This window comes from Parageobacillus thermantarcticus (assembly GCF_900111865.1).
Classification (GTDB): domain Bacteria; phylum Bacillota; class Bacilli; order Bacillales; family Anoxybacillaceae; genus Parageobacillus; species Parageobacillus thermantarcticus.
In genome coordinates this window covers 1-14986 of sequence record NZ_FOJS01000051.1, presented here as the reverse complement: position 1 = coordinate 14986, position 14986 = coordinate 1, and the positions used below count along the sequence as shown (strand labels likewise).

Genomic DNA, 14986 nt, shown 5'->3' with positions numbered 1-14986 from the left:
CGATCTGTAGTAAAATGAAAGTGCTCTTGCATGGGGATTCTCCTTTCGAATGGTAGGTTGCACTTTCATTCTACAGGAGATCCGCCAGGCAAGGGCTATTTTTATGCTTGATCAAGTTTATCTAGCACCACGGGTTTACAATGTATAGTTCCATTAACGGTGTCGCGCCAAGCCCGTTAATCATCACGGCGACGCGATCGCCTTTTTCTAGTTTCATATCATCGAAAATTTTGACAAGCAGCGTTGCCGCAATTTCGTCTGCTGGTTTGATCGTTGTTTTTTCAATTCCCGGTTCTCCGTGAATGCCGATGCCGACTTCAATTTCATTTTCTCCAAGTTCAAAGCCAGGCTTTCCCGCTGCCGGCACGGTGCATGGAGTAAGCGCCATTCCCATGGAACGGACGTTTTGCACCGCTTTCTTCGCCGCCGCCTCGACTTCTTCCAGCGATGCGCCGCGCTCCGATAGCGCCCCTGCGATTTTATGAACGAACACTGTTCCCGCGATGCCGCGCCTCCCTGTCGTAAACGTGCTGTCTTCCACTGCGACATCATCATTTACAATGACTTTCGCGACGTTAATGCCTTCTGCTTCAGCCAACTCCGCAGCCATTTCAAAATTCATCACATCGCCCGTATAATTTTTGATAATCAACAATACGCCTTTCCCGCTATCGACTGCTTTGATCGCCTCAAGCACTTGGTCAGGCGTCGGTGAGGTGAACACTTCCCCGCATACCGCTGCATCTAACATTCCTTTGCCGACATAGCCTGCGTGCGCCGGTTCATGCCCGCTGCCGCCGCCGCTTACGATTCCAACTTTTCCTTTTACTGGAGCGTCATTTCTTACAATTACATTCGTGCCAAGCAGCCGTCTCAGCCGATTTGGATAAGCTGCGACCAATCCTTCTAACATATCATTGACGACTTGATTCGGATCGTTAATTAGTTTTTTCATTACTCTCTCCCCCTCGTACAATTGCATTACTTTTACTTTTTTCATTGTACCATAATAATGATCATTTATTTCTAAATTTTGTATGTCAAACTCACACATAAAATCAATATTTTTTCCTGCTCAAAATGCGAACAATTAACAATCTGGTTATGAAAGTGTTTGTTTTTAATAGTGTTTTTTTAGAAAATGAAATATTTACTACATAGTTTAATAAGAATTACTAAGATTAAGATATAGGAAGGAATCGAAAAATAAGATGCATCGGACTATATGTTGGTCGAGTGGCATGAAAGGATAAATATTTTTCACCAACAATTCTAGGCGAGCCATCTATCACTTTTTCCAGTTTGACTCATCATCGTTCGCTGAAAAATAAAAAACCCCATGCCCGAATCTTCGGAATGGGGATATATATGCAGTCGAATGACTATCCATCATTATGATAGTCTTACCACCGTTCTTCCGCGCAGTTTTCCTTTTAAAATATTCGCTAGCGCCTCAGGAAGCTGTTCGAGAGTAATTTCCTGCGCAATCGATTGTAATAGTTTATCAGGTTTTAAATCGCTGGCCATTCGTTCCCAAATTTGTTTCCGTAATTCCATCGGGCAATAAACGGAATCAATGCCTAACAAACTGACACCGCGGAGAATAAACGGGAAAACGGTGGCTGGAACGTCTGTGCCTCCTGTCAGCCCGCTGACCGCCACTGCTCCGCCATATTGAATGCGGCTTAAAACAGTAGCAAGCGTTCTTCCGCCGACAGGATCAACGGCCGCTGCCCAACGTTGTTTATCTAACGGGCGAATTTTCTCGGCGCATACGTCTTCCCGGGAAAGAATTTCTTTCGCGCCGAGTTCGCGCAAATATTCATGCTCTGTTTCTTTTCCTGTGCTCGCGACCACTTCATAGCCTCGTTTTGCCAGCATCGAAACCGCCAAACTGCCGACGCCGCCGGTTGCCCCGGTAACAAGCACCTTTCCTTTTTCCGGAGACAGACCGTTTTCCTCCAAGCGGTGAATCGACAACGCTGCGGTAAATCCTGCCGTTCCAAACGCCATTGCTTCTTTTAACGTCAATCCTTTTGGAAGCGAGACAAGCCAATCACCAGGGATACGGGCGTATTCACTGTACCCTCCATAATGCGTTACCCCAATTTCATAGCCAGTCGCAATAACTTCGTCCCCTTCTTTAAAACGCGAATCGCTCGAAGAAACCACAGTGCCAGCCAAATCAATCCCCGGGATAAACGGATACGTCTTTACAATTTTGCCATCGGGAATGCACGCCAATCCGTCTTTATAGTTGACGCTGGAATATTGTACCTTTATCAGAACATCCCCTTCCGGAAGGTCATCGATGGCAACAGCTTGTACATTGACGGTAAAATCTGTTTCCGTTTTATTCACCACTAACGCCTTAAATTTGTTCACAAGACATCCCCCTCAAAATTTTTCCATACTCTTGGCTTTACGATAACAAAATTATTTTTGCTGTTCCGGTCGTTTCGATCTCAACCGTTTACATCTGGACAAATATACCATAACCTCGCCGTTTCGCAAGCAGCAGCTGTGCGCCTATTCGTTTTTTCGATGAACGTGACGTGCGCAGGAGGAAAACACGAACATGCAGTCTAGCTATACTTCATTTTGCTAATATATCCGATAAAATAATCCCCTGCTTTACGCATCCGTCCATACATGAACAACCTTCCCTCTCCTGTTGGAAAAGGAAGGCCGTTGTTTAGCAGGAAAAAGCTCTTTTTGGCGCATAAGAACCTGCTAACTTTAGTCGCGCAAAGATTCAGCGTCTAAGGACAACCGGTTTTTGTTTCAACTCTGGGTGAGATTTCTCAAATACATCAGCAACGTTTAATATTTTCCCTTCCCCGAAAGCCGGTCCGACTATTTGCATGCCTACCGGGAGCTCTTTCGCAAAACCGCACGGCACCGTTACTGCCGGCAAACCCGTCAAGTTGAACGGTCCGGTAAAACGGATAATATGGTCAAGAAAATTCACTTCTTTTCCGTTTAACAATACCGTATCTTGCCCGATTTTCGGAGGCAGTAACGGAAGTGTTGGGGTAATGAGAACGTCTACCTTATTGAATGTCTCCACCAATTCGCGGCCCAGCTTTAAGCGGATTTGCTGCGCTTGTAAGTAGTCCACAGCGGATGGTATTTCTCCAAGCTTCAATAGAAAACGGACATCATCACCAAAATCCTCTTCTCTTTCTACTAAATTTTGATGATGAATAGCGCTAGCTTCCGAGATAATCGTTATCATTTCCGCGTATTGTGCATATGGCAATGTTGGAATTCGTACCGTTTCGACGACAGCGCCTTCACGTTCCAACGATGAAACGGCATTCTTCACCGCTTTTTCCACTTCCACGTCCACATTGTCAAAGAAATATGGTTCTATACCGATTTTTACACCTTTTATGGACTCTGTTAATTGCGAGGAATATCTGGCTGAAAGGACATCGATGGAGGTCGGGTCTTTTGGGTCATAGCCTGCAATCGCTTCCAAAACATAAGCAGCATCTTCCACCGTTTTCGTCATCGGACCGATGTGATCCAACGACCACGCGAGCGGAAAACAACCGTATTTGCTCACTAATCCATGGGTAGGCTTTAAGCCGACGATGCCGCAAAAGGAGGAAGGAATTCTGATCGACCCACCTGTATCCGTTCCTAAAGAGGCAATCGTCTATGGGCGGCCGTTGCAACTCCTGATCCTCCGCTTGATCCTCCCGAGATCCGCTCTGGATCCCAAGGATTGCGGGCAGGGCCAAAATGAGGATTATTGTTCGTCGCTCCCCAAGCATATTCATGCAAATTGAGTTTTCCCAGAAAAACCGCTCCCGCTTCGGAAAGTTTGTCGATCACCGTTGCGTTATAGCTTGGTCGAAAGTTCCGATGGATTTTCGATCCCATCGTTGTTATTTCATTAGCTACATAAATAATATCTTTGATTGCTATCGGAATGCCGTGCAGCGGACCGCGATAATTTCCCGATACTATTTCCGCTTCCGCTATCGCCGCTTGTTTGCGCGCCTTATCAGCGGTTACCTCAATATAAGCATTTAACTCTCCGTTTAATGTTTCAATTTGTTCGAGTACATCATGTACGATCTCAACTGGGGAAATTTGCTTGCTCTTTACGAGTAGCGCAAGTTCGGAAATCGTTTTCTCATTTAACCGTTTCCCCACGACACACACCTCCTGGATGATGGGTGATGCCGATATCGGCATCGCTTAATTTCAACGTCTCGATTCCTTTTTTTAATTGTTGAATTGCTTTCCATTGATGTTCCAGCATCGATAGTTCCCATTCAGATGCTTTCATCCCTTTTTCTTTTAATATCTTCTCTATACTGCTTTTCATTTTTACTTTCCTCCCTTCTAAACACTATTATAATGAAAATTTATAATATTTATAATATTATATATTTATCCTAATATTCAACCAAATGAGCTTATAAGTTAAATTTTCGTGAATGATCGATCTGTCTATTTGAAACCGCTTACTTTAACCCTTATAATTTGCATAAAAAGATGTTATTCTAACATAAAAGGAAGGGATAGCTATGGAGGCAAAACAAACCGTATTTGTCAATGAGTTCACCAACGGAATTTTAGATCCTAACGGGGAAATGCTCGGGCCTGTGCAAGATGGCGGGTATATTGTTGCCAATACGACTCCTGGATGCTGGGGGCCGATGATCACTCCTTGCATTCGCGGCGGCCATGAAGTCACGAAGCCTGTTTTCGTGGAAGGCGCCGAAGTAGGGGATGCAATCGCGATTAAAATTAAATCGATTCGCGTCACTTCCATCGCTACATCTTCCGGGAACGACAAGCCAATAGAAGGAAGATTTGTCGGAGACCCGTTTGTCGCCGTGAAATGTCCTGAGTGTGGAACAATGTATCCAGAGACAAAAATAGAAGGAATAGGCCAAGAAGCAATTCGTTGCGCTAATTGCGGCGCAGACGTCACTCCATTTGTGTTTACGAACGGCTATACGATGGCATTTGATTCTAACAAACAAGTCGGCATTACACTGCATAAAGAAGCGGCAGAGCACATTGCCCAACAAGGGCGCTATTACATGGCAACACCTGACAACTCGGTGCAAAACCCGATCGTCACTTTTGCACCCCACGATTTAGTCGGAACCGTCGCCAGACTTCGCCCTTTTCTTGGACAACTTGGCACAACGCCGGCACGTCCGTTTCCAGACTCGCACAATGCGGGCGACTTCGGGCAGTTTCTGATCGACGCCCCGCATGAATATGGAATCACAAAAGAGCAACTTGAAGACCGGACAGACGGACATATGGATATTAATCGTGTGCGGGAAGGCGCCGTTTTGATCTGTCCTGTGAAAGTGCGTGGCGGCGGCGTTTATCTAGGTGATATGCACGCCATGCAAGGAGACGGAGAAATCGCGGGGCATACAACCGATGTTGCCGGCATTGTAACGCTTCAAGTAAAGGTGATCAAAGGCTTAACGATCGATGGTCCGATCCTTCTTCCTGTCGCAGAAGATCTTCCATATTTAGCAAAACCAATAACGAAAAAAGAGAAAGAAATTGCGCTTGATCTTGCGCAAACATGGGGCGTAAAAAAACTGGAAGAATCCCTGCCGATTTCCTTTATCGGAACAGGCGCAAACTTAAACGAAGCGACGGAAAACGGATTGCAAAGAGCGGCGAAAGTATTGGGCATTTCCGTCCCTGAGGTGATGAACCGCGCAACGATCACCGGCGCGATTGAAATCGGCAGACATCCGGGAGTCGTCACCGTCACGTTTTTATGTCCTGTCCATTATTTGGACGAGATTGGCCTAACAACGTTAGTGCGCGATCAATATCGCGATGTTTTGGAATGAACAATGTTGCAAAATAGATGTATGCAGACTGATATCAGCGGGAAGCAATGCTCTTCTTACAAATACAATCCATGAGATCATTATTTACGCTATAAAACAGCGCCAGCTCTCTTCCAAAAAGAGAGCTGGCCTCATTTTTCGATATTGCGCCTAAAAAACGCCTCAAACGTGACAACTTTTCGAACATTGCCCCAAACCTATGATAATTGCCATCGCTTTGTAGTATAGTGAAATTGAGAAATATTTCACATGTAACTAGGAGGAAGCGGACGATGATCGTGCATGAATTAATTGGTACGGAAACCTTGTTTGCCGAACAGCTGAAAGAAGGGTACTATGTGATTCGGGAAAAATACAATAAGTTCGACGTTCAGCCGCAAAACACCGATGCGTTTCAGCAAATCGACTGCGGAACGGAAGAAATCATCACCGTTGTTTTTGACCCGGGCACCGACTATTCCCTCATTTGCATAGACACATATGCATTCGAAGCGAAATCCCCTTCTCTTTCCGAATTGCGGCAAACACTGAAAATGAAACATAGAGACCTGTTTCAATAACGACCGGTTATCTAGTTTTGCAGCTACAGCTAAAGCGAAATATCCCTTTAGCAAGTCCCCCTTTACATTCATTTCTCTCCCCTAAATGCGGCGAACAGTGTGCATCACTGTTCGCCATTTTTTCGTGCAAACCGTATATTCTTTTATCGTCACAACGATTGTTTGAAAGAAAATCGATGGTTCACTACGTCGACAGCAATTCGACTGTATCGCCTTTACATATTCCAGCCATATCCACTGCAAAAGAAAAAGAGAGCCCATGCCGTATCAGCATACCGACAGCTCTCTTTTTTGACGTCCTCCTTACATGCCCGAAACAGGACAAGTGCACAGTTTCATCAAACTTTTTTAACGCAAATACTGCCCCGCCTCTTTCGGAAATACCCGTGACACATGGATAAATTTCCAGCGGCCATTGTTTGTTGATTCTGCTATATGTCCACGGATGAACATTCCCGCTTTCACGTAAGAACGAACAAGCGGAGTGATCGATATCGTATATTGTTTTCCGCTTTCAGCGTGTTTACATTTCATCGTCGCGGCGGAGACATCGGTAATTTGAAACAGGCCGCTTACTTGGCGATCCCCAAACGCGCCTTCAATTGCCTTTCTTTCGATTTCCCGCAACCAATCATGGTATTTTCTCGACGTATACGGGGCGTATAAATCAAGCAAGCGGATCGCGCCATATATCTCTTCTTCCACTTCTTGAATGATGTAGCGAACCATTTTGCCATGATTCGTTCCATATCGCGCGTCAATCCACTTGGCTAACGCTTTTGTCGTGCTGAAAAGCGACTTCGCCTGATTGATGCTTGCATCACCATTCATGTCTAAATAATGGTAGACGATGCATCGCCGCCAATCGTCTTTCGTGATGCTTGTCCAAGACGAAAGGCGGGACTCGAACAAATATTGGGCGATAATAGATAGGCCGGTGCGATATTTCGATACGGTCGCTTCTGATTTTCCGCTCGTTTTTTCCATAAAAAACTCCGCGATATCTTTGCCAAAGAAAGAATCCATCCATTCAAGCGGCATGTCATATTGCCCGTATTGTTCCAATTCGTGTGTCCGCTGCTTCTCTATAATCTGCAACCGCGTTTGCCGTTTTTCCCCCAGCGTGACAAATGGAGATAATGGGAGGTCGAACTTTCTGCGAATCGTATTAAAATCAACGGTAACCGGACATTCCAGCTGCTCGGCATTCATAAAACTAATATACTCGCGTTCTCGCAGCCATTGTTCGACTTCTTCTTTTCTCCCTTGTTCCGCCATTTGCATCACGGTTTTTCCATCCCATTCTTCTTGCGGAACGTGTAATGACTCATAAATACCTATCGTTTGGTTTGCCAGCGCGCCAAAATAAAGCGGCACATTTTCTCCTAGCTGTATCGCATAAGAATGAAATTCGACATTTTTCGGCGCATCCAATTTGCGCACCGTCTTTTTGATAAAGCGGGCAAGAGGCCCCGCTGTCTCCATCGCTTTCATAAACGATTCCACCGCATCTGGCCAAACGGTCATAAACCGCAGGCGATGTTTATTGATTTCTATAAATCCTAACACTTCACACATATAAACTGGACTTGAAGCGAGATTGTCCTCATATATATATTGCTTGCCGGCAAAACTTAACTTTGCTATTGTTTCTGTCTGTTCATCGACAAGAACGACATCATGTTTTTCCAAAAAACGAACGAGCTTATTTGGATCGTCCACTTCATAATGCAATGTCACTTCATCGATTTTCGTCATTTCACGATGCCGAATATCATACGGATCCATTAATTCATTCACAATTTCTAAAAAACAGTCCATGGCGATTTGTTCATACGTTTGTTTCGTTTCTGACATCAATTGCTCGATCTTTGCATATGCGCGTTTGATTCCCCGCGGTTCTTCAAAAATTGCCGCTCCATGAACATAATAGCCTTCGCCGAACGGCTCGAGCAGACAAAATGTCCCTCCCCATGGAACAGGCTCACTCATCGTTTCACAAAACGGCATATAAAACCGTTCATGCGTAAACGCATCTTCCGCCGTGATCCCGCCTTCATCCATATCGACGATTTGAATAAGCCGCGGAACCAATGACACCCACGTTTCAAGCATCCGCGCTTTCTCCGCCTTTAAACCTGTTTTTTTCTCTTGATAAAACCATTCGACGCCGCGCAATCCGTTGTCAAATCGATGGAAAAATAAATACCAAAGATGGAACAAAGGCTCGAGCACGTCACCGTTTTGTGTTGAGCCTATTTTTTGATCAAACACTGCTTCCGCACGCAGTTTTTCCGAAAAAGACAACGACCGCTCTAAAAACTGGTAAATTTCTTCTGATAACTCGTATTTTAATTGAAAAAAACGTTCCTCTCTTACTTTGCGGATTTCTACAACCGCATCCTTTGTCATACAACACTTTTTATACTTTTTCCCGCTTCCGCAAGGACACGGATCGTTTCTTCCTACTTTCATTTCTTTTCTCCTTTTTAGTAAAAATAATAACCCAATCCTATTATAACCGCTGAAACACGTCTTTTAAACAAATCTTTAAATCTGGATGCAGAAAAGAAACTAGCACATCTTGTTCTCCAAATACTTCCCTTTTTTCATATACTCCGTTATGCCATCCGTACACCTCGATGGTTCGATGCAGCGGATCCACGACCCAGTATTCTTTTACTTCAAAGCGCTGATATAATTTGTATTTTTCATTTCGGTCTTTCAATGCCGTGCTCGGAGACAGCACTTCGACAATTAAATCAGGAGCGCCCACGCATCCCTTTTCTGTAATTTTCTCTCGGTCACAAATGACGGAAATATCGGGCTTTACCACATTTTTCAGGGATTTGTCATCAAGGTTTGGAGTGAAGATGACATCAAACGGGGCTATGACCACTGCGCATCCTTGTTGTTGAAAATAATTCCGCAGCGCCGCATACAGCTCACCGACGATATACTGATGGGTAAACGAAGGAGAAGGAGCCATGCTATATGGCACACCGTCAATTAATTCCCATTGCCCGTCCCATTTTAAATAATCTTCATACGTGTAGTTTTGATTTGGAAACTCTGGAGTTTTCACCGCGCCTCCACTCCATTTCGTTTTTTGTTTCCATTATATCATAGCGCCGATATCATTCTTTGGTTGTGAATTGAAGCCGCGTTAGTGAAATTGTTCCTTATTTCTCCATAGCTACGTTATTTGTTTTTAGATCAAATCCACAAAATTGTGTAAAAACAAAACGGTAAAAAACGATTTTATTGTTCCGTCATCCAAGTTTACTGTATTGGTCATGGAATTTTACACAATAATGTAGACTTGACCTGTTTTAACCATTCTTCCAATAGCTTACTTTCGACTTCATAAGATAAATCATCTGCATCAATAGTAAAAATTTTGAACTTTGAGCTAATGTAAAAAACCACCCACTTATTTCATTTTGAATTTTATATGCGGCTGCTTCTAAGCCAACATTGCTCTTACAATATCCTAAATAAAGATGTTGATTTGAATCAAATTTCACGTTTATCCAAACAAACCTAGCAGCGATCGATGCACCCATGCTATAATATAGTGATAAAGAATGGATAGAAAGGACGGACAAACATGCTGCAAACGGCGATATCCAAACCACTCTTGCGGAAGGCGGCAGCAGAACTGCAAAAAGAACTGCCGTTTTCCATTTTTAAACATCTTATCGAAAAGGGACGGAACTTATCTCGCTTCGGACTCGTCTATAACGTCGTCGTCAAAGACGAGCATCACGTGGAAGGGGAAGTTGCCGACCAGACGGCCCACCGCGTCGCGTTTGATTTAACCGATATCGTTCGCCGCCATCGCTGCCCGTGCGGGACGGAAAGCCTTTGCCCGCACGTTTTAGCGTTGTTTTTTTACGTCTATGGGAACGTCTTTGACAGCGGTGAACTGTTTCAGCGCTGGAAACAAGGAGAGAGCAAGCAGCCTCGGCAACGCCAAACGCGCATTGAGATGCCGACATTGCCGCCCGCAGAGCCAGCCGAGTCGGTTGATCAATGGCGGAACTGTTTCACCGAAACATACGCTGAGTTTGAAGCCAGCATCCGCAGCCATGACAATTGGCCATACCGATCAGCCCATCATCTTTTCCCGTCACTGGCAAAAGGCGGCCCAAAAAGCGTAGTCGCCCGCCCGTTGTACCGGTTCCATGCCGCATTGTTTTTGCTTGAGCGCCTCTTTGAATACGGGAAAGAACGAGGCTGGCATCAAGGGATATTCGGCTCGTACGGACAGTTTTCCTGGCGGCAGGACATCAACTATATCGCCGACGAATTGTTCAAGCTATTGGAACGATTTCCATCCGAACGGCGTACGCCCCAGCTGGAGCAACTGATTGAACAAACGATTCCATACGTACGCGAACTACTGCAAACGACCGAGATGTTCGCTTTACTCATCTATGATCTTTACACAGCTGCCTGGGAAGTGCTGTTTACGAAAGAAGAGTGGCGCCGACAAGAAAAAGAGCAGCTGCTGCATCTAACGAGACAAGAACGGCTGCCACTCGCTTTTCTAGCTGCCGCCCATTTGGCTTTTTTGCTCGAAGATGATGAGGAGGCGCTTGCCCTATACCGCGTCTTCCCTAGCGGGGCCGCGCCGCTTTTTGTCGAGTGGATGGAGCGATTCATCACCGATGATCGGCCCGCCCGCTTTGAATCGTTTTGGGCGCATGGGAAACAAGAACTGCCTCATTACTTATCCGCCCTTCCCGAATCCGAACGGTCCAAGTTTGCAAACGAAGTGTGCCGGCTGTACGAGTCATACGCTAAACGGAGAAACAAATTGGACGAGTATGAGGAGCTTTTGAAGCAATGCATGCCGTACAGCGCCAACCGTTATGTTTTCTTTTTATACCACCAAGGGCGCTATCGGCAAATGATCGACTTATACTTGCTTGCCGATGTGACCGCCCATGAGATGGATCCGCAATTTTTAAAAACGCTCGAAAAGCGGGATCCTTCACTCGTATTGCCGCTTTACCACCGGGCGGTCATGAGGTTTGTCAGAGCGAAAAACCGAGAGAGCTACCGCATGGCCGTCCATTATTTGAAAAAACTGCGCGCCTGCTACCGGTCGATGAAACAAATGACCCAATGGGAGGCCTATATCGAGCAGTTGAGCGCACGGACAGTGCGCATGCGGGCGTTTCATGAAGAATTGCGGAAAGGAAAGATGCTTCCATGACGGAACAAGCGTTACAGACAATCACACTTTCGTGCAAATGGAATGAAAAAAAGCAATGTTTTCTGTTAATCGGTCCTGATTCCGTAGCCAGCTGGGCTCCGCTCGTCTTCGCTTGGCACGAAGAAACGTTTTACGGCACGCTGCTCGACGTTGTGACGGTCGACGGGCGCGAAGCAGTCAAACTGTCGCCATGGCAGGCACTCACGTTTTTCGCCTTTCGCCCAACCATTGACTTTCTTTCACTTGAGTGGGGCGACGAACAAACGGCGGCGCTGGAAACGTGGGCTAAGCAGATTATCGACAATGTGTGCGAGCGCCGGTTCCGCCCCGATTTTTCCGCATGGAAACAACAAGGGCGCCCCGGCGTTTGGCTGGCAGCGAAAAACACCCGCTGGAGCGCGATCGGGGATGATCTTCATCCGTTCGCAGCCGAATGGCTATCGCTTGCGATCGCCGATTGGCTTGAACGCGATCCGGAGTTGCGGAAATTATGGCAAGAAATCGTACACGCCAACCCAGCCATCATGGCCCACCCTGAGCAATGGACAAGCGGAGAAGATGATTGGCTCGAACAAATCGGCTGGCTTGGTGAACGCCCGCCATTTACCGTCGGCTTGCGCCTTATCGAGCCGCCTGATGACGGCGGGCCTTGGACGCTCGAAGCCGTGCTGATCGCCATGGATGAAAGTTTGATCGTCTCTTGGGAAGACAAAGCACATCTGCCCCGCTCATGGCGCTCATATGAAGTATCGGTTGCACGCGCCATCCGCCGTTTTCAAACGATCGTTCCATGGCTTGGCGGTGAAGGCGGCACGCTGCGCGCCGAACTGTCGGAAGACGAAGCATGGCGCTTTTTGTCGGAAGAAAGCCTCAAATTAACTGATGCTGGCGTCCGCCTATTGTTGCCGCCGTGGTGGGAAGACGTCAAGCAGATGCACCTCGCTGTGAAAGCGAAACTGTCGCCGTCATTTGATGCCGCCAACTCAATCTTCGGCTTAAATAGCCTCGTCGATTTTGACTGGCGCATCGCCGCCGGCGATACGGAACTGACCGAAGAACAATTCGCCGAACTCGTCGAAAAGCAGCGCCGCCTCGTCAAACTACGCGGCCAATGGATCGCCCTCGACCCAGCGCTCATCCGCCGTGTACAAACGCTCATGAACAAAGCGAAAAAAGAAGGGCTGCCGTTGCGCGATGTGCTGGCGCAAACGCTCATCACCGAGGCCGCCGACGGAAACGAACGGTTTCATGAGGACGAGGAGACAATTCAAATCGAAGTGCACGACCAATTTCGCGCCTTTATCCGCCAGCTGCGGGACGTCAACGAACTGCCCGCGGCCGCTGTTCCGCCGTCCTTCCAAGGCACGCTCCGCCCCTACCAGCAGCGCGGCGTCGACTGGCTCGTCTTTTTGCGTCGCTTGGGCTTTGGGGCCTGCTTGGCGGATGACATGGGGTTAGGCAAAACAATCCAAGTGCTCGCTTATTTGGCTTATGTCAAGGAAACGGAGCAGCCTAGCACCCCGGCGCTCCTCATTTGTCCGACGAGCGTCATCGGCAACTGGCAAAAAGAATGTGCCCGCTTCACGCCATCGCTGCGCGTCTATACGCACCACGGGCCGAACCGGGCGAAAAACGAAGCGTTTTGCGAAGCGGCGAGCGAGGCACATCTTGTCATTACATCATACAACCTTGCACACCTCGACCAAGACGATTTGAAACAGATCGAGTGGCATACGATTTGCCTTGACGAAGCACAAAACATTAAAAACGCGCAAACAAAGCAAGCGCGCGCCATCCGCCAATTGCGTGGGCGACATAAAATCGCCTTGTCCGGCACCCCGGTCGAAAACCGATTGAGCGAGCTCTGGAGCATTTTCCATTTTCTAAACCCCGGCTACCTTGGCAGCGCCGCCGACTTTGAACGGCGGTTTGCCGGACCGATCGAAAAAGAAGGCGACACACGCAAAAAAATGGCCTTGCAGGCGCTCATCCGCCCGTTTTTACTGCGGCGGACAAAGACGGATGAAGCGGTCTCCCTCAACTTGCCGGACAAGCTCGAACAAAAAGAATATTGCCTGCTTACCGCCGAACAGGCCGCCCTTTACGAACAGCTCGTCCAAGACACGCTCGAACGGGCGAAAGATGCAAACCCGTTCCAGCGGCGCGGCTTGATTTTGCAAATGCTAAACGGCGTCAAACAAATTTGCGACCATCCGGCGCTGTATTTAAAAGAACGCACGCCGCGCCGTGTGCTCGAACGGTCGCATAAACTGAAAAAACTCGTCGAACTTCTCGAGCAAATTCGCGCCAATGACGAAAGCTGCCTCATTTTCACGCAATACGTGCGCATGGGCGATATGATCCAGCAATTGCTCGCCGACTTGTTCGACGAACCGGTGCTCTTTTTAAACGGCAGCGTCCCGAAAGCCGCGCGCGACCGGATGGTCGAGCAATTCCAAAAGCGGCAGTCACCGATTTTCATCTTATCTCTTAAAGCGGGAGGCACCGGGCTCAACTTAACCGCCGCCAACCATGTCATCCATTTTGACCGCTGGTGGAACCCGGCCGTCGAAAACCAAGCGACGGACCGCGCCTACCGCATCGGGCAAACGAAATTCGTCCACGTCCATAAACTGATCACAACCGGGACGATCGAAGAAAAAATTGACGACATGCTCGAACAAAAACTAGCGCTCGCTGACGTCATCACTGAAGGCGAAACATGGATCACCGAACTGTCCGACGAAGAACTGCGCGACTTGCTCGCCTTGTCCGCGGCTGTTAAAGGAGGGGCATGATCATGGTCGAAAAAACAAAACTGAAGAAAAAAAAGAAAAACGAGAATCCGTGGGAAAAATTGCTTAGGCGCATGGAGGAAAAACTGCGCGAACGCAACAAGCGCCGCCCATAGCGGCGCAAAAAAACAGCCTGCCGCACAAATTGCGGGCAGGCTATTTTTTCAGTGAAAGAGGTCTTCGATATCCAACCGAGTTCGATGCTTACTAGCTCGCTACACATATTACGTGTTCATCTAATTGTGAACTACTCCCACTTAGCTTTGCTTGAAGTGGGAGCTTCTCAGTTCCACGACGAGAGCAACCTTTCGTCTCCCTGAGCGTAACTTCGGGTCGTCCCAACCCTAGGTGTCCGATGTGACAGAAGTTCTTTTGCACCTTGGCTATTTTACGAGTGGAAGGATCTGCTTGGTTTTCGCCGACTCATTTGTCCACTCAACCCCATATAGCCACTTATCAAAGAACATGGTATACATTTAGTTTATCATGCGTTTTGGCTAACGCCAATCGAAATTCATCTCCCGCTTATCGCTGGGCTATGCCCTTCACGCGCTTGAA

Annotated in this window: 9 protein-coding genes and 2 pseudogenes; 4 read left to right on the top strand and 7 right to left on the bottom strand. The window is 47.3% G+C overall.

Annotated elements, in window-relative coordinates:
* Positions 1–133 precede the first annotated feature (133 nt).
* The 4 genes and pseudogenes from dhaK to BM278_RS15760 all read right to left on the bottom strand — a co-directional run.
* Positions 134–955, bottom strand: a pseudogene (dhaK, locus tag BM278_RS15775) (dihydroxyacetone kinase subunit DhaK); the annotation flags it as partial.
* A 437-nt stretch (positions 956–1392) separates the two neighbouring features.
* Complete coding sequence (locus BM278_RS15770) at positions 1393–2385, bottom strand: NADPH:quinone oxidoreductase family protein (protein ID WP_090951628.1); 993 nt, start codon at positions 2383–2385, stop codon at positions 1393–1395.
* A gap of 370 nt (positions 2386–2755) precedes the next feature.
* Positions 2756–4167: pseudogene (locus BM278_RS15765) on the bottom strand (amidase).
* The gene (locus BM278_RS15760; RefSeq protein WP_090951631.1) at positions 4148–4342 is read right to left on the bottom strand and encodes a hypothetical protein; all 195 of its coding nucleotides are present in this window, start codon (positions 4340–4342) and stop codon (positions 4148–4150) included. Before BM278_RS15760 ends, BM278_RS15765 begins: the two are co-directional and overlap by 20 nt.
* 202 nt (positions 4343–4544) lie before the next feature.
* On the opposite strand from BM278_RS15760, the gene BM278_RS15755 reads away from it, so the two are divergent.
* Both BM278_RS15755 and BM278_RS15750 read left to right on the top strand, forming a co-directional pair.
* Positions 4545–5849 carry an acetamidase/formamidase family protein gene (locus BM278_RS15755; RefSeq protein WP_090951625.1) on the top strand — a complete coding sequence of 435 codons (1305 nt, stop codon included), beginning with the start codon at positions 4545–4547 and terminating at the stop codon, positions 5847–5849.
* 272 nt (positions 5850–6121) lie between these two features.
* A complete protein-coding gene (locus tag BM278_RS15750; protein ID WP_062679371.1) occupies positions 6122–6409 on the top strand; it encodes a hypothetical protein in 288 nt (95 codons plus the stop codon).
* A 348-nt stretch (positions 6410–6757) separates the two neighbouring features.
* Here BM278_RS15750 and BM278_RS15745 read toward each other — a convergent pair whose 3' ends face one another.
* From BM278_RS15745 to BM278_RS19600, 3 genes are all read right to left on the bottom strand, one after another.
* Positions 6758–8884: an SEC-C metal-binding domain-containing protein gene (locus tag BM278_RS15745; RefSeq protein ID WP_090951622.1), complete on the bottom strand. Its 2127-nt coding sequence runs from the start codon at positions 8882–8884 to the stop codon at positions 6758–6760.
* A 40-nt stretch (positions 8885–8924) separates the two neighbouring features.
* Entirely contained in the window at positions 8925–9494 is a 570-nt protein-coding gene (locus BM278_RS15740) for a Uma2 family endonuclease (protein ID WP_090951619.1), read from the bottom strand.
* Between the two features lie 247 nt (positions 9495–9741).
* Positions 9742–9975 carry a DUF3986 family protein gene (locus BM278_RS19600; RefSeq protein ID WP_341871193.1) on the bottom strand — a complete coding sequence of 78 codons (234 nt, stop codon included), beginning with the start codon at positions 9973–9975 and terminating at the stop codon, positions 9742–9744.
* 44 nt (positions 9976–10019) lie between these two features.
* Here BM278_RS19600 and BM278_RS15730 point away from each other — a divergent pair, with 44 nt between their 5' ends.
* On the top strand, positions 10020–11633 hold the full coding sequence (locus tag BM278_RS15730) for a hypothetical protein (protein ID WP_090951616.1): 1614 nt from the start codon (positions 10020–10022) through the stop codon (positions 11631–11633).
* A complete protein-coding gene (locus BM278_RS15725) occupies positions 11630–14431 on the top strand; it encodes a DEAD/DEAH box helicase (protein ID WP_090951612.1) in 2802 nt (933 codons plus the stop codon). Before BM278_RS15730 ends, BM278_RS15725 begins: the two co-directional genes overlap by 4 nt.
* Positions 14432–14986 lie beyond the last annotated feature (555 nt).